Source organism: Acinetobacter sp. JADD-222 (assembly GCF_049310645.1).
This window is the reverse complement of record NZ_JBMOWI010000004.1, coordinates 104,754-122,460: the sequence shown is the minus strand read 5'-3', so window position 1 is coordinate 122,460 and position 17,707 is coordinate 104,754. Positions and strand designations below refer to the sequence as shown.

The 17,707-nt window shown below is 39.6% G+C and carries 30 protein-coding genes; all 30 read left to right on the top strand.

Annotated features, from left to right (window positions below):
• Positions 1 to 8: 8 nt before the first annotated feature.
• The 30 genes from ACO6UW_RS05630 to ACO6UW_RS05485 all read left to right on the top strand — a co-directional run bounded on the left by ACO6UW_RS05630 (position 9) and on the right by ACO6UW_RS05485 (position 17,663).
• Positions 9 to 293, top strand: a complete 285-nt coding sequence (locus ACO6UW_RS05630) for a hypothetical protein (RefSeq protein ID WP_347761716.1) — start codon at positions 9 to 11, stop codon at positions 291 to 293.
• Between the two features lie 10 nt (positions 294 to 303).
• On the top strand, positions 304 to 870 hold the full coding sequence (locus ACO6UW_RS05625; protein WP_068541668.1) for a hypothetical protein: 567 nt from the start codon (positions 304 to 306) through the stop codon (positions 868 to 870).
• A gap of 294 nt (positions 871 to 1,164) precedes the next feature.
• Positions 1,165 to 1,935: a DNA adenine methylase gene (locus ACO6UW_RS05620; RefSeq protein ID WP_348891916.1), complete on the top strand. Its 771-nt coding sequence runs from the start codon at positions 1,165 to 1,167 to the stop codon at positions 1,933 to 1,935.
• Positions 1,936 to 2,074: 139 nt separating this feature from the next.
• Complete coding sequence (locus ACO6UW_RS05615) at positions 2,075 to 2,329, top strand: hypothetical protein (RefSeq protein ID WP_348891917.1); 255 nt, start codon at positions 2,075 to 2,077, stop codon at positions 2,327 to 2,329.
• A 35-nt stretch (positions 2,330 to 2,364) separates the two neighbouring features.
• Positions 2,365 to 2,571 (top strand): hypothetical protein, encoded by a 207-nt coding sequence (locus tag ACO6UW_RS05610; RefSeq protein ID WP_348891918.1) that lies wholly within the window; start codon positions 2,365 to 2,367, stop codon positions 2,569 to 2,571.
• 26 nt (positions 2,572 to 2,597) lie between these two features.
• Positions 2,598 to 2,774 carry a hypothetical protein gene (locus tag ACO6UW_RS05605; RefSeq protein ID WP_348891920.1) on the top strand — a complete coding sequence of 59 codons (177 nt, stop codon included), beginning with the start codon at positions 2,598 to 2,600 and terminating at the stop codon, positions 2,772 to 2,774.
• On the top strand, positions 2,764 to 3,231 hold the full coding sequence (locus tag ACO6UW_RS05600) for a hypothetical protein (RefSeq protein WP_348891921.1): 468 nt from the start codon (positions 2,764 to 2,766) through the stop codon (positions 3,229 to 3,231). The genes ACO6UW_RS05605 and ACO6UW_RS05600 overlap by 11 nt, the downstream gene beginning before the upstream one ends.
• Positions 3,194 to 3,832, top strand: a complete 639-nt coding sequence (locus ACO6UW_RS05595) for a putative metallopeptidase (protein ID WP_057090120.1) — start codon at positions 3,194 to 3,196, stop codon at positions 3,830 to 3,832. The genes ACO6UW_RS05600 and ACO6UW_RS05595 overlap by 38 nt, the downstream gene beginning before the upstream one ends.
• Positions 3,833 to 3,890: 58 nt before the next feature.
• Complete coding sequence (locus ACO6UW_RS05590; RefSeq protein ID WP_068549399.1) at positions 3,891 to 4,406, top strand: DUF2280 domain-containing protein; 516 nt, start codon at positions 3,891 to 3,893, stop codon at positions 4,404 to 4,406.
• Positions 4,366 to 5,658 (top strand): terminase large subunit domain-containing protein, encoded by a 1,293-nt coding sequence (locus tag ACO6UW_RS05585; protein WP_119048113.1) that lies wholly within the window; start codon positions 4,366 to 4,368, stop codon positions 5,656 to 5,658. The genes ACO6UW_RS05590 and ACO6UW_RS05585 overlap by 41 nt, the downstream gene beginning before the upstream one ends.
• 40 nt (positions 5,659 to 5,698) lie before the next feature.
• The gene (locus ACO6UW_RS05580) at positions 5,699 to 7,039 is read left to right on the top strand and encodes a DUF4055 domain-containing protein (protein ID WP_119048114.1); all 1,341 of its coding nucleotides are present in this window, start codon (positions 5,699 to 5,701) and stop codon (positions 7,037 to 7,039) included.
• Between the two features lie 8 nt (positions 7,040 to 7,047).
• A complete protein-coding gene (locus ACO6UW_RS05575; RefSeq protein WP_119048115.1) occupies positions 7,048 to 8,154 on the top strand; it encodes a minor capsid protein in 1,107 nt (368 codons plus the stop codon).
• Positions 8,151 to 8,381 (top strand): hypothetical protein, encoded by a 231-nt coding sequence (locus tag ACO6UW_RS05570; RefSeq protein ID WP_119048116.1) that lies wholly within the window; start codon positions 8,151 to 8,153, stop codon positions 8,379 to 8,381. The genes ACO6UW_RS05575 and ACO6UW_RS05570 overlap by 4 nt, the downstream gene beginning before the upstream one ends.
• 235 nt (positions 8,382 to 8,616) lie before the next feature.
• Positions 8,617 to 9,120: a hypothetical protein gene (locus ACO6UW_RS05565; protein WP_119048117.1), complete on the top strand. Its 504-nt coding sequence runs from the start codon at positions 8,617 to 8,619 to the stop codon at positions 9,118 to 9,120.
• Positions 9,121 to 9,261: 141 nt separating this feature from the next.
• On the top strand, positions 9,262 to 9,813 hold the full coding sequence (locus ACO6UW_RS05560) for a hypothetical protein (protein ID WP_086221728.1): 552 nt from the start codon (positions 9,262 to 9,264) through the stop codon (positions 9,811 to 9,813).
• An 88-nt stretch (positions 9,814 to 9,901) separates the two neighbouring features.
• On the top strand, positions 9,902 to 10,669 hold the full coding sequence (locus tag ACO6UW_RS05555; protein WP_078210446.1) for a hypothetical protein: 768 nt from the start codon (positions 9,902 to 9,904) through the stop codon (positions 10,667 to 10,669).
• 2 nt (positions 10,670 to 10,671) lie between these two features.
• A complete protein-coding gene (locus ACO6UW_RS05550) occupies positions 10,672 to 11,649 on the top strand; it encodes a hypothetical protein (protein ID WP_057090124.1) in 978 nt (325 codons plus the stop codon).
• 42 nt (positions 11,650 to 11,691) lie between these two features.
• Positions 11,692 to 12,291 (top strand): HeH/LEM domain protein, encoded by a 600-nt coding sequence (locus ACO6UW_RS05545; RefSeq protein WP_250635194.1) that lies wholly within the window; start codon positions 11,692 to 11,694, stop codon positions 12,289 to 12,291.
• 3 nt (positions 12,292 to 12,294) lie between these two features.
• A complete protein-coding gene (locus ACO6UW_RS05540; RefSeq protein WP_262522122.1) occupies positions 12,295 to 12,672 on the top strand; it encodes a hypothetical protein in 378 nt (125 codons plus the stop codon).
• Positions 12,672 to 13,040: a glutamate 5-kinase gene (locus ACO6UW_RS05535; RefSeq protein ID WP_262522123.1), complete on the top strand. Its 369-nt coding sequence runs from the start codon at positions 12,672 to 12,674 to the stop codon at positions 13,038 to 13,040. Before ACO6UW_RS05540 ends, ACO6UW_RS05535 begins: the two co-directional genes overlap by 1 nt.
• Positions 13,040 to 13,210, top strand: a complete 171-nt coding sequence (locus ACO6UW_RS05530) for a hypothetical protein (RefSeq protein ID WP_262522124.1) — start codon at positions 13,040 to 13,042, stop codon at positions 13,208 to 13,210. The genes ACO6UW_RS05535 and ACO6UW_RS05530 overlap by 1 nt, the downstream gene beginning before the upstream one ends.
• Before the next feature lie 10 nt (positions 13,211 to 13,220).
• Complete coding sequence (locus ACO6UW_RS05525) at positions 13,221 to 13,628, top strand: hypothetical protein (protein ID WP_262522125.1); 408 nt, start codon at positions 13,221 to 13,223, stop codon at positions 13,626 to 13,628.
• Complete coding sequence (locus ACO6UW_RS05520; RefSeq protein ID WP_262522126.1) at positions 13,600 to 13,968, top strand: HK97 gp10 family phage protein; 369 nt, start codon at positions 13,600 to 13,602, stop codon at positions 13,966 to 13,968. The genes ACO6UW_RS05525 and ACO6UW_RS05520 overlap by 29 nt, the downstream gene beginning before the upstream one ends.
• A 1-nt stretch (position 13,969) precedes the next feature.
• On the top strand, positions 13,970 to 14,368 hold the full coding sequence (locus ACO6UW_RS05515) for a hypothetical protein (protein ID WP_262522127.1): 399 nt from the start codon (positions 13,970 to 13,972) through the stop codon (positions 14,366 to 14,368).
• A gap of 1 nt (position 14,369) precedes the next feature.
• Positions 14,370 to 14,582 (top strand): hypothetical protein, encoded by a 213-nt coding sequence (locus ACO6UW_RS05510; RefSeq protein ID WP_262522128.1) that lies wholly within the window; start codon positions 14,370 to 14,372, stop codon positions 14,580 to 14,582.
• A gap of 107 nt (positions 14,583 to 14,689) precedes the next feature.
• Entirely contained in the window at positions 14,690 to 15,619 is a 930-nt protein-coding gene (locus tag ACO6UW_RS05505) for a phage tail tube protein (RefSeq protein WP_348891924.1), read from the top strand.
• Positions 15,620 to 15,664: 45 nt separating this feature from the next.
• The gene (locus tag ACO6UW_RS05500; protein ID WP_348891925.1) at positions 15,665 to 16,198 is read left to right on the top strand and encodes a hypothetical protein; all 534 of its coding nucleotides are present in this window, start codon (positions 15,665 to 15,667) and stop codon (positions 16,196 to 16,198) included.
• A 331-nt stretch (positions 16,199 to 16,529) separates the two neighbouring features.
• Positions 16,530 to 16,712 (top strand): type II toxin-antitoxin system HicA family toxin, encoded by a 183-nt coding sequence (locus ACO6UW_RS05495; RefSeq protein WP_000838150.1) that lies wholly within the window; start codon positions 16,530 to 16,532, stop codon positions 16,710 to 16,712.
• Positions 16,713 to 16,776: 64 nt separating this feature from the next.
• The gene (locus ACO6UW_RS05490; protein WP_078210450.1) at positions 16,777 to 17,181 is read left to right on the top strand and encodes a type II toxin-antitoxin system HicB family antitoxin; all 405 of its coding nucleotides are present in this window, start codon (positions 16,777 to 16,779) and stop codon (positions 17,179 to 17,181) included.
• 80 nt (positions 17,182 to 17,261) lie between these two features.
• The gene (locus ACO6UW_RS05485) at positions 17,262 to 17,663 is read left to right on the top strand and encodes a J517_1871 family lipoprotein (RefSeq protein WP_348891926.1); all 402 of its coding nucleotides are present in this window, start codon (positions 17,262 to 17,264) and stop codon (positions 17,661 to 17,663) included.
• The last annotated feature ends 44 nt before the right edge of the window (positions 17,664 to 17,707 follow it).

The following is a 17,707-nucleotide window of genomic DNA, read 5'->3' as shown; positions in this document are numbered from 1 at the left end:
GAGAGTTTATGAGTGACATTGAAACAGTAGGTTGGACTGTAGATAAGAAATTTTTCATATTGAAAATAAATATGAATGCATTTTTGAGTACAGATGAGTTTGATGCTTTGGCTGTGCTGTATGCAGGTAAATACGGTCAGGAATTTTCTGGTTGTCAGTTTAAGGGAAAGCTCGCCGTTATGTGTGGGGATACAGTTTATATAAATCCTTGGTCTCTTGATCATGAATTAAGTGTTGATGAACCAATCGAGGAACTACTTTTCAGTGAGTTCCAAAAGCATTTGAATAAATAAGGTGGTGAATATGCAGTCTCTAGTGGTAATGGATTGGTCAAGATTTCAAATTTTTGAATGGTTCGTAAGTGGCGGAAGCCTTAAATCACCATCTTATGGGGCTGCGAATGTTAGGTGTACAGATGGGAGGTCAATAGACTTTCAAGATAAATTAGGGGTGGTAGCTGCTATGGGTGATCAACTTACAAAATCGGTTGCAATGGTCATTATGACCGAAGGAAAATCACAACAGGATTATGAGTACGTTAGGAATCACCTGGCGAAAATCATGATGGATGGAGCCAAAAAGGATAAAAGAAGAGAGCCAGAAGGAATTGCGATTTATCATTTAGCCTGGTTAATTGCTCGTATTGTTATTGACTATGCTTTAGATCCTGAATTAGAAAATGGGCATAAAGATCCTGGGCGTTTAGTTTATGCTGGTATTAGAAGTTATCAGATGAATCCAGAGGTTTATCGTCAAACTTGGAAACGGTATGAAAAGTTAATGGTTGCTGCATTAGAGGAAGAAATTAAAAAAGCGACTAAAATTGCTAGACGTTACAAGGAAGAAACTTTAAATGAGGTGAGAAATTAGTTTCCACTTTTGCGCTAACTAAGGTATAGTTTTATTAAATTGGTCGTAGTATAAATTAGACCAAATTGAATTTAAAAGCTCATCTAAATAGGTGGGCTTTTTTATTGCCCAATAAAAACTCGGTTCCAAATGGAGACCGAGTTTTTTATATCGAGTAAAACTGGGGACGAAGTACTGCGGTAACAGCACTTCGACCTCCTGACAGATGTAGCCTGCCAAAAGCCAAGCCCAGCTATCGTGCACACGATTTGCGAAGGCTATCAGAATCAATTGCTTTTGCACAGGAAAATATTTATGAAATCAAAACCAATAATTCCATGGCAAGGTGGAAAAACCCGTTTAGCTAAGGATTTGTTGAGTAGATTCCCAGATCATTCTTGTTATGTGGAATTGTTTTGCGGTGGAGCTGCTTTATTTTTCTTAAAGGAAAATCAAGCTAAAACAGAAGTTATAAATGATCTAAATGGTGAACTCGTAAATCTTTATCGCGTTGTTCAAAATCATTTAGAAGAGTTTGTAAGGCAATTCAAGTGGTGTATATCAAGCCGCCAGATTTTTGAATGGGAAAAATTAAAGGTTCCAGACACTCTTACCGATATTCAGCGTGCAGCAAGATTTTATTATCTTCAGCAGCATGCATTTGGTGGGAAGGTTTCTGGCCAAACTTTCGGTTATGCCACAACAGGTCGTTCTTTAAATCTTTTGCGGATTGAGGAATATTTAAGCGCAGCACATTTGCGTTTAAATGGTGTCTATATTGAAAATCAGACCTGGGATGTTTGCTTTGATAAATATGATCGTGAGCATACTTTCTTTTACGCGGATCCGCCGTATCTTGATACTGCAGGTTACGGAATAGATTTTCCACTTGATCAATACGAATTGCTTGCTGAAAAGATGAAGAATTGCAAAGGGAAGGTAATGCTTTCAATTAATGATCATGAAAAGATTCGTGAAATCTTTAAGAGATTTAATTTTGAAGTTACTTCCATCAATTATTCGGTTGGTCGCGATTTAGCAGCCAAGAGCAAGAAAAGTAATGAACTAATAATTATGAATTATTAATTTCATAATTTGGTTTGTAAGTTTGCCGTAATTGTTTCGGCACAAATGGCCCCTCTAAAAAATGGTTATTGGAGGGGCTTTTTCTTTTTAAGAAAGAATTTCTTGATATAGTGTTTGTATCAAACTTGAGGAATTAATAATGATTCTAGATGAAATACAAGAAGCTTTTTTTAAACAAGAAGAAAAACCATACAAATTGGAAATTTCACGCAACACCTATCATGAGTTAATGAGGGATAGTCGTTGTATAGATCATTCTTTTGTGGCAGATAAAGAGGGAAAACTTGGAGCACCTCTTTTTGGTTGTGTTGTGCAAGTAGTAGATGATCTCAAAAGTCCATATAACTGGCTTTCTAGTGAAAGGCCAAGCCAAATTAAAGTAATTGTAAATTAAGCCACCCTTGAGGTGGTTTTTTTTGGGAGATATATATGCCTAATAACTGGATTAAGTTTGAGGATGAATCTCCAGTTGATAAAGGGGAAGTTATTCTTTATTTGGATAATGACTCAATGGGGTTTGGTGAGATTATTGACTGTAAGACTTATCTCAGGATGAGATTTAATGGAACTAGCCAAGCCTTAGAATATTGCAAAGCTAAGCCCACACATTGGACGTACAAACCAGAACCACCTTAATGGTGGTTTTTTTAATTGGATAATTTATGACTGACAAAGTACAAGCTCAAAAATCATTAGATTTCTGTTGTAGGGAACTCAACAAATATCAAACTTTATCTAGATCAGGTTTATCACGTGAAGAGCTTATTACTATCGATCGCATAATGATCCGTTTGAAGGGGCGCATTAAAAATTTACGGACTGCCTTATATGGAAATTAAAGATTACTTCGGACTAACAAGAAAAAAGGAATTTAAAAAAAAAACCAAAAGCCGACCATTACCTAAAGCCACCGAGAAATATTTAAAAGCAGAAGAAGAATTTACAAAGGCTTTAGATATTTTGGAAATCAAGTATGAAAAGAATTTTCAGTTTAAAACAACAAAGCACTGGCGTTTTGATTTTCATTTAATTGAATACAAAATTTTAGTGGAAATTGCTGGCGGCCCTTGGTCAGCTGGAAGAAAAAGAAAACAAATTTCTTATGATTTGGATCGTGAGGATACTGCTCATGATATGGGATATACGATTGTTCGATTGGAATCTGCAGCTAGATTCAAAATCAATGAATCTGGACCATTACAGATACAAGCTCACTTTGCCAGCCAGTGGCTCGAAAATTTAAAGAGGCAAATATTCAATGGAGATCAGACCATTCCCTCCAACGGACTTTCTTGATCAATCGGAAAATGAGAAAGCTATCCGTTTAATCCCTGCACCAGAATTAATGGAGTGGGTTAAAGCAAACTTTCTTACATTGGGTGGACCACTTCACAACCCTGACCATGACCACATTGCAGAAATACTTCATGATCAAGATGAGTTTTTAGCATTTGCCTGGGCTTCTTCAGCTTATAAAAGCAAACAGGCTATGGTGTTAGGGCAATGCGAAAAAGTTATGTTTAACGTTGGGGGGTGGCGCAAGGCTCGTCAAGAGCAACAGATGCGCGACTGGTTTGGATTTGTACCAACTTATTTAATTACGATTGATGGCGGTTTTTGCGATAAGGCAAACGATAGCGAGTTTTGTGCTTTGATTGAGCATGAACTTTACCACATCGGTGTAGAACGCGATGAAGATGGCGAAATGCTCTTCAGTAGTTCCACTGGATTACCTAAGCACTATTTAGCTGGGCATGATGTCGAAGAGTTTATTGGTGTTGTCAAACGGTGGGGACCAAGTAAGAGCGTAAAACGTCTTGTTGAGGCTGCGAAGAATCCGCCGTTTGTTTCAGATTTAGATATTTCAAGATGCTGCGGAAATTGCGTAATCAACTGAGCCTAGCGGCTCTTTTTTTTGCCTATCTTGTTGGACGTAGTTGGACGAAGGGGGGAGTATGGCGGCGCTTAAAGAGCCTGTGAAAATCTTTATAGTTCAGTCTCTTGCCTGCTTTGATACCCCTCAACAAGTAGCGGATGCTGTCAAACAAAGATTTGGTATAGAAATTGACCGAAGACAATGTGAGGCGTATGACCCCACAAAGGCAACGGGGAAGAACTTAAGTAAGAAACTTATTACTTTGTTTAATAAGACCAGGGCAGATTTCCAAAAGAATGTTTATGACATTCCCTTGGCCAATAAAGCCTATCGTTTAAGAGAGCTCCAGAATATTTATGAGGGCTGGAAAAATAACAGGCTGATGAAGCAGGGGGTAATTAAACAGGTTCGGGAAGAAATGCAAGGCCATGACCTGATGCTTTTAAATGTTGAGTTGAAACAACTTGAGATTGAGAAGATCAGAGAAGGCGAACGGGACGATGATCCAACACCAGTCAAGGTGACCATTCAAGTTGTAGATGCGAGTAAAAAAGATGCCGAACATCAATCCGACGCTGAATGTACCTCAGGCTAATTTTTTACAGATGGAAAATAAATTCCGTGCATTTGTAGCGGGATTTGGTTCTGGAAAAACTTGGGTTGGTAGTGCAAGCCTTTGTAATACTTCATGGGAGTTCCCAAAAGTACCATTAGGTTATTTTGCGCCGACTTACGCTCAGATCAGAGATATCTTTTACCCTACAATTGATGAAGTAGCATTTGACTGGGGTTTAAAAACAAAAGTTTATCAGTCAAATAAAGAAGTCGATATTTATTATGGTCGCCAGTATCGCACTACTATTATTTGTCGATCCATGGATATTCCTGACTCAATTGTCGGTTTTAAAATTGGTCGTGGCTTGATTGATGAACTTGATGTCATGGCTAAGCTTAAAGCACAACAAGCTTGGCGAAAGATCATTGCGCGTATGCGCTATAAGCAAGCTGGTTTGCTCAATGGTATTGATGTGGCCACAACACCTGAAGGGTTTAAATTCACTTATGAGCAGTTTGTAAAAGAGGCAAATAAAACACCAGCTAAGCGAAAGCTTTATGGAATGATCCAGGCTTCAACTTATGACAACGAAGCCAATTTGCCAGATGACTATATTTCATCGCTTTATGAGTCCTATCCGCCACAATTGATTTCAGCTTACTTAAAGGGGCAATTTGTCAATTTAACAAGTGGTGCTGTTTACCCAGACTTTGACCGAGTTAAAAATCACACAGATGAAGAAATCAAGCAGGGCGAGCCTTTACTTATTGGGATGGACTTTAACGTACTTAAGATGGCTGCTGTGGTTTATGTCATTAGAGAAGGTAAACCAAGGGCCTTGGATGAATTGGTCGGGGTGAGAGATACACCGACCATGTGTCAGTTGATTATAGAGCGTTTTCCTTTTCATGATATCACTGTGGTACCAGATGCTTCAGGTCAAGCGACCTCATCAAAGAACTTTAGTGAATCTGATCATGCGATCTTAAAGAAAAATGGTTTTAAGGTTGAAGTGAATGGTGTAAACCCAAGCATTAAAGATCGAATAAATGCAGTGAATGCACAGATCCTAAACGCTGACGGTGATCGACATCTAAAAGTGAACACAAATAAGTGTCCTAACTTTACGGCTACTTTAGAGCAGCAAGTCTATGACGATTTTGGAATGCCAGATAAAAGTGCTGGCTTGGATCATGTGGGTGATGCTGGTGGTTATCCGATAGCTAAGCGGTTCCCAATTATCATTCAGAAAGTATTTAAACGGCGCACGATCGCTGGTTATTCTCATTAAACAATGCACCTTTTTAGGTGCTTTTTTTTGGTGTTTTTTTATGGCAGTTACTGATAAACATCCGCAGTATATTGCTGCGCAAAAAGCCTGGTTGATTATGCACGATGCCGTTGCTGGTGAAGAGGAAATCAAACAAGCACAAACTAAGTATCTTTCTAAATCGGCAGGGATGATCGAAGCTGAAAAGCAGGGTGATACGGCTGGAGCGATTTATAAGGCTTATCTCAGTCGCGCTCAGTATCCATTATGGGTTCAGGATTCATTGCGCACGATGATCGGGCTAGTCTCAAAGCTTGAGCCCAATATTGTGATTGAAAGTTCTTTGCTTAAAGGACTGATCGATAATGCCACAAATGATGGATTTGGCTTAAAACAGCTTTTTATTCGTATTTGTCTAGAGTTACTTGAATATGGCCGTTGTGGCTTGCTTGTTGATGTAGACGCTAATGGAGTGCCTTATTTTGCACTTTATGACGCCTTATCAATTATTAACTGGAAGGAAAACAGTATTGATGGTCGAAAGGATTTGAAGCTTTTAGTGCTCGAGGAGCAGTTTGATAATAGTGAAGATGAGTTTGGCCATGATACCAGGACAGTACATCGCGTTTTATCTATGGATAATGGTGCTCTAACAGTCCGTTTGTTTGATGGATCTGCTGTAGAAGATAAAACACCAGATCTTGGTAAAAACATGCTTTCTTTTACACCTTTTGTTTTTTGTGGCACCACAGATAATTCAGCGCATGTTGGAACGGTGCCACTTCTCACTATGGCCAAAGCCGCTTTGAAGTATTACCAGCTAAGCGCTGATTATTTCCAGTCACTTCATCACACAGCTCATCCTCAGCCTTGGATTAATGGTCTTGATGATGGTGCTGATATTAGTGTTACTGGTGTTATGGCTGTTTGGGATCTTCCTGGTGAAGCGCAATGCGGTTATTTGGAAATTTCAGGTAATGGGATTGAGCTAACCAAAAAAGAAATGGATGCACAAAAGAATGCAGCTCTTGAGGCTGGTGCAAAGGTTATTGATACAAATACACAAGAATCTGGAGAAGCACGCCGCGCACGTCAGGATGACCAGCATGCAAGCTTACATAGCATTGTGATGTGTGCAGCTGCAGCAATCGAGCAAGCAATTAAATATGCAGCTCAGTGGTTAAAGCTAAATCCTTCTAAATATGCGTTTACTGTTGAGCCCGAGTTTATTGTTCAGCAATACGATATCAACCTTGCTAAGCAGCTTTATGAAGGTGCTATTTCTGGAAAAAATTCATTCCAGACATATTGGGAATATATCGCTACAGGTAAATTACCTGGTCATGATTATAAGGAAGAATTGAAGCGGATTGAAGGTGAGCGTGATAGCGCTCCGCTATGAGGTGTTAAATGGCTTCAGATACCCAAAAATCGCTTATTGAGGTACTTACACAACATCAGGCGTATTTATATCGAGCTTCTTCTCAATCAGTTAATGAGTTATTAAAAATCTTTAATGATGAGTCGGCATTGATGCTGGCAAAACTTAGAGATTTGTTAGAAGAGTTGAATGATTTTGAAAAGGCTGCCCTTGCTAGTGGCCAATATACAACTACAAACCTCAAAGAAATTCGGGACCTAATTTCTCAGTGGTTTACGGCAATTAATACTTCATTACCTGAAGCATTCGCGGTTTCTGCTACAGCATTAGCGGTATATGAGGCCAATTACACGGCAAAGCTATACGGCGGAAAGATAAAACAGCCCAGTGGGGAAAAACTTTATAAGGCGGCAAAAAAAGTTCCTTTGGTAGGCGGGGCATTGGTCGACGACCTTTTAACAAAGTTGGCTGAAAGTGCTCGTCAAAAGGTTGAATACGCGATTCGGGATGGAATTAGTTCTGGTAAAACGAATCAGCAAATTGTTCAGCGCATTGGTGGGACTAAGCGCCTTAATTATGAAGATGGCATTTTAATCAGTAGCAAGTCTGATATCGATCGGACGGTAAGAACTGTTAGGAGTCATGTTGCTAATCAAGCTTACCTGAATAGCTTTAACCAGATCGGCTTTGAATACGTAAAGCTGGTAGCAACGTTGGATGGTAGAACATCAAAACTATGCGCCTCACTGGATGGTGCCGTTTGGAAAATTGATGACCCAGCCAAAAGAGTGCCGCCGTTGCATCCAAATTGCCGAAGTATTCTGGTACCAGTGGAAAAAGACGGAAAACTAACAGGCGAGCGTCCTTTTGTAATGGATGACCGAAGAGTTAAGGACATTCCAAAGGACGAGCGAAGCCAACTCATCGGCCAACTGGATGCAAATACAACATTTAAAGAGTTTTTCGGAAAGACTGACGATTTCTTTCAAAAAGAATGGTTAGGGCCAAAGCGTTATAAGCTCTTTAAGGAAGGAAAATTTGATTTTGATAAGTTTTTCGATCCAGATGGGCGACTTTACACACTTGACCAACTTCGGAAGTTGGATGAACAAATTTTTAAGAGGTTGGGCATATGAGTGAATCAAAAGTTAAGCACCTGGTGCTTAAACGACATCCAACTTTGAAAGGTTACTTAATTATTTGTGATGAAGAATCTGGATTGCCATTAGCTGGGCAAAAAGCAGTACAGATGAACAGTAATGCTAATGATGGACCAGCCACAATAACAGTAACTTTCGAAGCTTATGGTCGTAATGGTGTTCGCTTAGTAAGCGATGAACCTAGGGCCAAAGAGGAAAAATAATGGTAAAGGTAATTAAGCCAGGTAAATTGCCTGAGGACACTATTCATGAGATTACTTGTCACAATTGCAAATCTGACTTGGAGTTTAAAGAAAGTGAAGCCCGCATTTTTAACCACCGAAATGAAATTAATTTAGTTATAACTTGTCCCGTTTGTAAGAAAGAACTCGGGAAAACAAAGTAATCAATTTATTTTAACCATAGCACCTTCGGGTGCTTTTTTTATGTGAGGTCATCATGACAAAGCAACCGCTAACACTTCAAGAGCTAGTGCAAAATTTTGAATATTTCAACGTGGACCAAGCATCACCAGAAGCACTACCTAAACGCATTATATGCATCTTAAAACTTCACTCTGGAGTGCAAGTAAACGGCGAGTATTTGATACCTGAAGGCTCACCAGTTGGTGATTACAATCCGTTTGCACTTACAGCTGCCATTGAAAATTTAAAACAGCTCGGGTTTGAAATTATTGAACCACCTTCAGAGCCACAAGTGATCGAAGGTGAGGCGGTTGAGGTTGGCCAGAATTTAGATGAGCCATCAAAGTCACCAGGTGTACAGTCGATTGAAGCGATTTCATCACCTTATATTCAGACGGTTGAAAACTCATATGATGCTCATCATGCAAATCTTCATTCTATTGAAGTATTGACCTCACTTTTGAAAGCTCCTCGGTTAAATAACAAAGTACAGGAATCAACCAATAATAAGCTTATTGAACTGATTGAGAGCCTTTAATTTTCTTTGATGTTTTGAGCGTGAAATCAATTTAACTAGCACCTAAAGGTGCTTTTTTTGTGAGTATAAAAAATGTCTAAGAAGTTATTAGCATTATCAATGGTTGCGTATATCGGCACTAAATCAGTATTAGCAGTGCCTATGTCACGTGGCGAATACAATGAGTACCAAGGTTGGCAAATTCCTGAAAATGAAGATCCAGCAGATCCAGGCTATTTGATCGAGTACAAAGATGGTGGCAAGGCTAATCATCCAGATCATGAAGGTTATATCTCTTGGTCACCAAAGGATGTTTTTGAACATTCATATCAACCAGATGGTATTCAAAATTGTGTAATGGGCCGTGAAATCCATAAAGATGATAACGAAGTAACGGTTTTCCATAACGAAACAGTTAAAACCCGAGACGGTGAGCAGTCTCTTGAACCAGGACATTTCTATGATGTTGTAGCTGGAGATTCACTTACTCCAATTCAATTCCAACTTGGTCCAGTTAAGGAAGTTGGAGTTAATGGCATCACGAATGAAGCGTTAATTGCGATTGTTCTACATCGTTTACGTGTTTTGAATGAAAAGTTTCCTTGCCGCGAAAATTCACTTGCTATTACTAATATTGAGCAAGGTCAAATGTGGCTAGAGCAACGTACCCGAAATCGTCAGAAGCGTGGTGTTGAAGGTTTTAACATCGCATAACTTTATTAATCGAAATACAGCGTCCTAATGGGCGCTTTTTTAATGCCTTGAGATAAGGCTTTACCCCAATCAAACGAGAGGTTTGAACATGTCATTGCCATTTATTGTTGATTCGCTTGATGCCATCAAAGAAGAGCACCGCGCTTTATATGTTGAGGAAAACGGGAAGTTTCGCCTTGACCTAGAAGGTTACGAAGATCCAAAAGGTTTGAAATCTGCACTTCAGAGTGAGCGTGATGCTGCTAAGAATGCAAAACGAGAACTTCAGGATTTTCAAAAACAATTTGAGGGCATTGACCCTGAAATTGTTAAGAAGGTTTTTGCTCAACTTGACCAGGATGAAGAAGCCAAATTAATCGCAGACGGCAAAGTAAACGAAGTGATCCAGAAACGTACCGAGAAGATGCGTGAAGAACATGAACGTGTACTTAAAGCCGAAAAAGACCGTGCTGACAAAGCAGAAGCTTATGCAAATAAGTTCAAAGATTCTGTAATCCAAGGGCAAATCATTCAAGCAGCTGTAGAGCTTGAAGCGTTACCTGAAGCAACAGGCGACATTGCGTTTTTAGCTAAAACAAAATTTGCATTAGATGAAAACGGCAAAGCGGTCGCTGTTGATGAAAACGGCGAAGTGATCATTGGTAAAGATGGCCAAACAGCATTATCGCCAAAAGAGTGGGTTGAATCTCTACGTGAACAAAAGCCGTACTACTGGCCTAAAGCAAGTGGTATGGGCGCACCAGGTTCAGGCGCTTCAATTAAAAAATGGTCGGACTATTCAGAAGCTGAACGAGCGAGTCTAGCTCGTGAAAATCCAGCAGCATTCCAGCAATTATTGAAAACTAAAGGTAACTAATTATGCCATCTGTTCAATTACAAGATATTTTCGTTGGTGACTACTACCAGACTTTGGACCCAGTAAATTCACCTGAAAAAACCGCCGTATTCCAATCAGGAATTGTTGTAAAAAATGAAGCTTTAACTGACATTGCTAATAATGGCCAAGGCTCATCAACGATTTCATATTGGAATGATCTTGATGCTGACGAAGAAGCGAATGCATCAACTGACAATCCTGATGATAAAGGTGCGGTCGGTAAGGCCACTCAAGGCTCAATGCAGGCCCGAACTCTTTATTTAAACAAAGGTTATGGAACAGCCGACCTTTCAACTGAATTGGCAAATAGTGAGCCAATGCAGCATATTCGTAACCGCTTTGGTAAATACTGGGAGCGCCAGTGGCAGCGCTATTTATTGGGAGCTGCACGCGGTGTTATTGCTTCCAATATTGCCAATAACAATGGCGATATGGTGATCGATGCAGGTGCAACTGTATCGGCTAATGCATTCCAAGACGCTGCATTTACAGCAGGTGATACCGCTGACCAATTTACAGCGATGGGTGTTCATTCAGTAGTAATGAACCAAATGGTAAAGCAAGACATGATCGAGTATTTACGTGACAGTAATGGTCAGATCATTCTTGCTACTTATCTCGGTAAGCCGATCTTCATGGATGATGGTTTGGTTTACGGTAATGGACGTTATATTTCTCTCATTTTTGGAAATGGTGCATTTGGTTATGGAGAGGGAACTCCAACTACTCCAGTAGAACTTGAGCGTCTACCGTCAGGCGGTAATGGTGGTGGTGCTGAAATTTTATGGGAACGTAAAACATTCATTCTTCATCCAGCTGGTTTCTCATGGAAAGGTTCTGTAGATCCAAATGCTTCGCCAAAAATTGCAGGCTATGCAACTGCTGGTAATTGGGAGCGAGTGTTTGATCGTAAAAATGTTCCATTTAGTGCCGTAATTTCAGGTACAGCAACCCCTTAATAAACATGGCGGCGTAAGCCGCCTTTGTTTTGGAGAGAAGAAATGAAAGTAATTTACACAAATAATATCCCATTGATTCGTGACCCAAGCGTTTGCTATCGAAACGACTTTATTGGGGTAATCGGGAACGCTACTGCAGTAGAAGTTGATGATGATTTTCCTGATGCTGAAATCATTAAGCAGGCTTATGGCCGTTTAGCAATACCTCTTGAAGAGGAAGCTGCTGATGTGGGCTCAAATAGCGATTTAAAATTGCAAGAACGCTTAACCGATGCTTTAAGCAAGCTTGAATCAGTTGAAGCAGAAAAGACCCGACTTGAAGCAGAAAATACTCGTTTAGAGGGTGAACTTGCAGAAGAAGTGGCGGAAAAAGCTGCATTGCTTGTCGATGAGCAAATCGCAACTGCAAAAGGTGAGTTGGCATCGTTCAAAAATGATATTCCTGCTATGAAAGCACGTATTGCTGAATTAGAAGCAGGCAAAGGTACACCTGATCCATTAGATGGCCCTACACCAGGTGATTATGAAAATTGGAAGGTCGACCAAATAAAGGCTTATTTAACTGATAAAGGTATCGAGTTTAAACAGTCTGCCTTAAAGCCAGAATTGATTGCATTGATTCCACAAGATCCAAAGGAATAATCCATGAGCTTTATCACTGAACAAGAAGCAATTGAACGTGTAGCTGGCTTTGCTGCTTTATCTGACGGTGATAAAGCTGACTATCTTGAAAAGTCAGAAGCTTATTTATTGGCGCGTAATGTTAAGCCTTATGAAGATATAACAACCGTCCCTAAAGCCCTCAAAACGGCGTCATACGAAGTCATAAAAGGCATTATGAAGGGTGAGATATATCAAGGCCAAGAACAGGCATTAAAGCGCAAAAGAGTGAAGGCTGAGGTTGAGTCTGAAAAAGAGTATCAAGACGGATCTGTAAAGCTTAATGCAACTGAGCAATACATTCTTGATTTGATCAAACCTTACTGCAAACGGCGCTCAGTGATCTATATTCGGAGAATCTAATGGGTTTAAGAGATGAACTTCAGGCTGAAATTGCCGAAGCATTTGATGAGGATCTAGCAGACGCCGTTCATGCTTTTACGTGTGAAAGGATTGTAAGCACAAGCTGGAACCCAAAAACGAATACTTCTGAAAATATTGTTGATCAATACAATGGTCGAGGTGTTTTGTTTGGCTCTTACAATCAGTATGAGATCCAGACATTAGGTGTACTAGCAACGGATAAAAAAGCCATTGTTCTTCAGAATGAAGTGACTATGGTACCGAAAATTGATGATGAGTGGATTACTGGGTTAGGAACATTCCGTGTAATACATATCCAACAAGATCCAGCCGCGACCATTTGGAAGTGTCAGTTGAGGAGAGTGTAATGTCTTGGGTTGTATATACATTTCATGAAAGTGTTCAGGTAGTACCTATAGAAGATTTAAAACCACATTCATTTTTTCATTGTGAATGCCATCCTAAAATTGTGGACGGCGTTTTTGTTCATAACTCGTTTGATGGTAGAGAGGCAACAGAAACAATCTTACCAAGTTAAAAGGATGGCCATGGTTAATACAGATTATGTGCCTGAGTGGTACACCTCACCGTTTCAGCATGTCAAATATACACTCGCAAGAAATCAGTTACACATGGACCTATTATTTGAGGATATGGGTAAAGCTGATCAATTCTTAGATATGGGTGCAGATGCTCAAGTTAGTTCCTTTTCTGATGGTGCTTATGCAATTGTCCAAATAGGTGACACGGGGGATAAGGACCAATTACAAGTTTATGGACTGCTTTTACACGAGGCAGTTCATGTCTGGCAAATAGTAAAACGAAGAATGGGTGAGCGAGAGCCAAGCTTAGAGTTTGAAGCTTATTCAATTCAAGCTATAGCTCAAGACCTATTTGAAATGTACGAAGCAAGCGAGGTTAAAAGTCATGGGGTGGACGGGGAAAAAGCCGACTAGATTTAGTTTTGAAGTAGAAAAAAAAGCTGAAGACCAAGTAAAGAAAATCGTCATGGATACAGTGCAATCACTTGTTGTTTCTAGTCCTGTTGATACTGGGGCTTACCGAGCTTCACACGTTGTTTCGATTGGATCTGCTGATTATGGTGTACGTGGACCTGAAACAGACGCCGTTCAGGATGCAGCAATTCAAGCCATTAAGTTTAAGCTTGGAAACTTAGTTTATATCCAAAACAACAAAGCCTACGCAGAACGTTTGGAAGATGGCTGGTCAGATCAAGCACCACTAGGTATTTACAGCACTACATTCACTTATATTACTCAAAAGTATGGTGGTTAAGATGGCAATGACTTTAGAACAAGCTAGGCAAGCTATCGTTGACCGTATGATGAGCTTTACAGGAATTTCTCAAGATAGAATCCAATATCCAAATGCTCCAGGCTTTACTGTTCCAACAAAAGGCTTATGGTGCCGATTAACCATAAAAGGCGGATCTAGTTTTATTGCTGGCCTTGCTGATACACCTTGCACCCGCCGTACTGGCAATATCTTAATTCAGTGTTTTGCACGGCATAATACTGGAGATCAAGAAATAACAGTTCTAACTGTCGCTTTGCTTGCTCATTTTGAATATTTCAATTTTCAGCATTTACAATGTTGGCAAGGGCAAGCGATAGATGCTGGAAAAGATAATGATTTTGTGCAGTACAATGTGACAATTGGATATACGGTGAATTGATATGTCATGCATGCTGACCCTAGAAGAAATTGAAATTAAAAGACAAGAACTCGAAAGACACTTGGAAGCTGTAATGGGTGCGGTGCTAGATAAATGGCAACTGGATAACAAGCTATGTGTTTCTGATGTAAACATCCGTTTGGCTAATGTTCATAGTATTGAAGGAACTAAACACAATATTGTCACTGGAGTAAGCGTTGAACTAGATGATTGATCTAAAACTTTAAAGAAATTACCGCCGTTTGGCGGTTTTTTACATCCCTAATTTTGTGGCCACCTTCGGGTGGCTTTTTTTATGCCTATCGTTAGGAGTATTAAGCCATGTCTAGTGGTGCACGTCAGCTAACACAAATCGCAAAGGAGTCCACGGTTGGTACCACACCATCACCTTTTGCACGTACAACTTTCGAATTTACTGAAAATGCCCTTGATGCAACGGTAACTAAGGAAGATTCAAATTCCATTACCAGTGGACGTATTGCACGTTCATCAATGATTACAGGTGCCGAGTATGCTGGTGAATTAAAGTGCGAGGCAAAATATAGCGCTTTAGTTCAAGACCTAATGGCCGCTGCTGCCTTTAATAACTGGTCATCAAATGTTTTAACTTTTGGGGGTACGCTTCGACAAACCTTTTCTGTTTTACGCGGCTTTGACGATGTAAATGACTATCATGTTTTCCGAGGGTGCCATGTAAACACTTTTGGAATTGATATTCCTGAAGCTGGTTTAATTACAATGACCTTTGGCCTAATGGCCCTCGGTCGCACAAACTTTTCTACAGCTCCTGCTGGAACAATTACAGCAGCAGATAACAGCCCAAAAATGTCAAATGTCTCAGTCGGTGATATTTTGATTGATGGTGTTTCTCAAGCAGGGATTTCATGTTTAACCGCTTTTACATTTAATTGGGATAACACTATGCAGCTGCAACGCTGCTTGGGCGGTGGGATCAATGCACGTGCAATTTTAGAAATGCTTGCCAATGGCACAGGTTCATTTACGGCGGCTTGGTCACGTAACACATCTGATATGTATGAAAAGCAATTCACCAATAAAACAATTTCTTTGAAGGTTCCAATCACTGATACAGATGGGAATAAATATGAAATCTTTATTCCTAAAGCTGAAATCACAGCACCTTTGCCAAGTGGTGGTAATGGCGACCTTTTAAATGCTTCATTTGAATATAAGGTAGTTGAAGTTGCCCCAACCATTACACGTACACCAGTAGCAGTTCCTGCGCCTTAATTAATCTGATAGCAGCCTTTATGGCTGCTTTTTTTGGAGTTAAACATGGCTTTAAAAGTAAGCATTCAGACTAGTAAAACTGTTAGTAAATGGCGTGAGTACGTTGATAAAGAAGGAAATGTATTAGCTGAATTTAAAATTCGTGGTATCTCATATAAGCCATATCAGGTGGCCCTTGAACGAGCAAATAACCAAATTACCTCTAAAGGTTATGATGTCAGTAAGGCTTCAAAAGAAGATAAGCTTTATCATGAGCTTCTTTTAGAAGCAGCTGCATGTCACCTAATTGAGGACTGGAAAGGTGTTGTTTTTGAGGAGGAGAATGCCGAAAAAGAGATTGTCGTAACAGAGCCAGAATATTCACCCGAGAATGCAACTAAGCTTTTAAATATGGGGGATATTGGTGTTTCAATATGGCTTTATATCAGACAAGAAGCCGAAACCATCCAAAAAGAGGCGGATTCTTATAAGGATGAAGTGGTGGGAAAGTCGTCCAGCTCTACAACTGGTCAAAGTTCAACACAGAACAAGAAGCGAGCGACCACAACCAAAAGCAAACGGCAATCGCCAAAGCTTTAAATCTACGACAGCCGCAAGAATTTAAGAAGCCTGAATATTCTTTTACTTCACATTCAATTTTAACGGCATACAACATCATTTCGCGCTCAAGACGTTATGAGCAAGGTATTCCTCTAGCATTAGATATTTCATCTATTTCTGCATACTGTGATTATTATGAACTGCCAGTCGATAGAGATATTTTTAACGACTGCATATTTGCTATGGATAATATTTTTCTTGATGATTCGCATAAAAAAATGAAGCGTCCTATTAAAAAATAACCCTAGAGGTATTTACTTAGAATAACTCTAGGGTTATAATTGTCTCATCAAGTTAATAAGGGGACGGTGTGAAAAGTCTGGATTTAGTCAAAATGATTGAAGCAGACGGTTGGTACTTAGTTAGGGTTAAAGGAAGTCATCATCACTTCAAACATCCAACTAAAGGGGGCTTAGTTACTATCCCTCATCCAAAAAAGGAATTACCAAGCGGAACTGTTAAAAGCATTTTGAAGCAAGCGGGTCTAAATTGACCCGCTTCAATCAGACTCATAAAGTCCTATTTCACAGTACGATTTTGTACAAGAGGTGAGTGCAATGTTGTATCCAATTGCTATAGAAAGAGGTAACGACACCGAGGCTTATGGTGTTACTGTTCCAGATATTCCTGGTTGTTTTAGTGCTGGCGACACTTTAGAGGAAGCTATCGAGAACGTAAAAGAGGCTATTTCTGGCCATTTAGAAATCCTAGCTGAAGATGGCGAGGAGATTCCATTAGCATCTGATGTAAGTAAGTTTATAGATGATGCTGACTATAAAGGAATGATCTGGGCAGTTACAGAAGTTGATGTTAGTCGTTACTTAGGTAAGCCAGAAAAAATCAATGTCACTTTACCAAGTCGTTTAATTCATATAATTGATGAAAATGTAGGTAAAGGAAAAAGATTTAAAACCCGATCTGCATTTTTGGCCGCTGGTGCTGAAAAGCTTCTACATGCTTAAAATAGAGAAGCCACTCAATCGAGTGGCTTTTTTATTTCCCACCTGTTAAATTTTATCCATTAAAAATGATGGGTAATTTCATGAAAAAGATTATTTTATTGAGCTTGATTTTTGGTCTTAGTGGCTGTGCAGCTACAACTGATATGATGAACAATCAATACATGTCTGTTATTCCGACCGAAACGGATTTAAACGGATACTGGTCGGGCAATAATGGTCCATATGCTGTGACTTATTCCTTCAAAAAAGATGGTACAGGTCTTATGTGTTCTAGTTGGAACGGGAAAGATTCAATCGAAAAATTAAAAGTAAGTGGAAATGAAATCATCGTTCAATCTGGTCTAAAACAAACAATTAAAAGTAAAACTGATTCAAAGCTTGAATTAAAAGCTAACTACTATGCTGGAGGTAGTTACCAATATAGTTCAGATCCAAACCTACAAAATGCCTCACCTTACTGTGAGAAAGCCCTCCGAAACTAATTTGAATTAAACATTAAACCCGCGAAAGCGGGTTTTTTATTGCC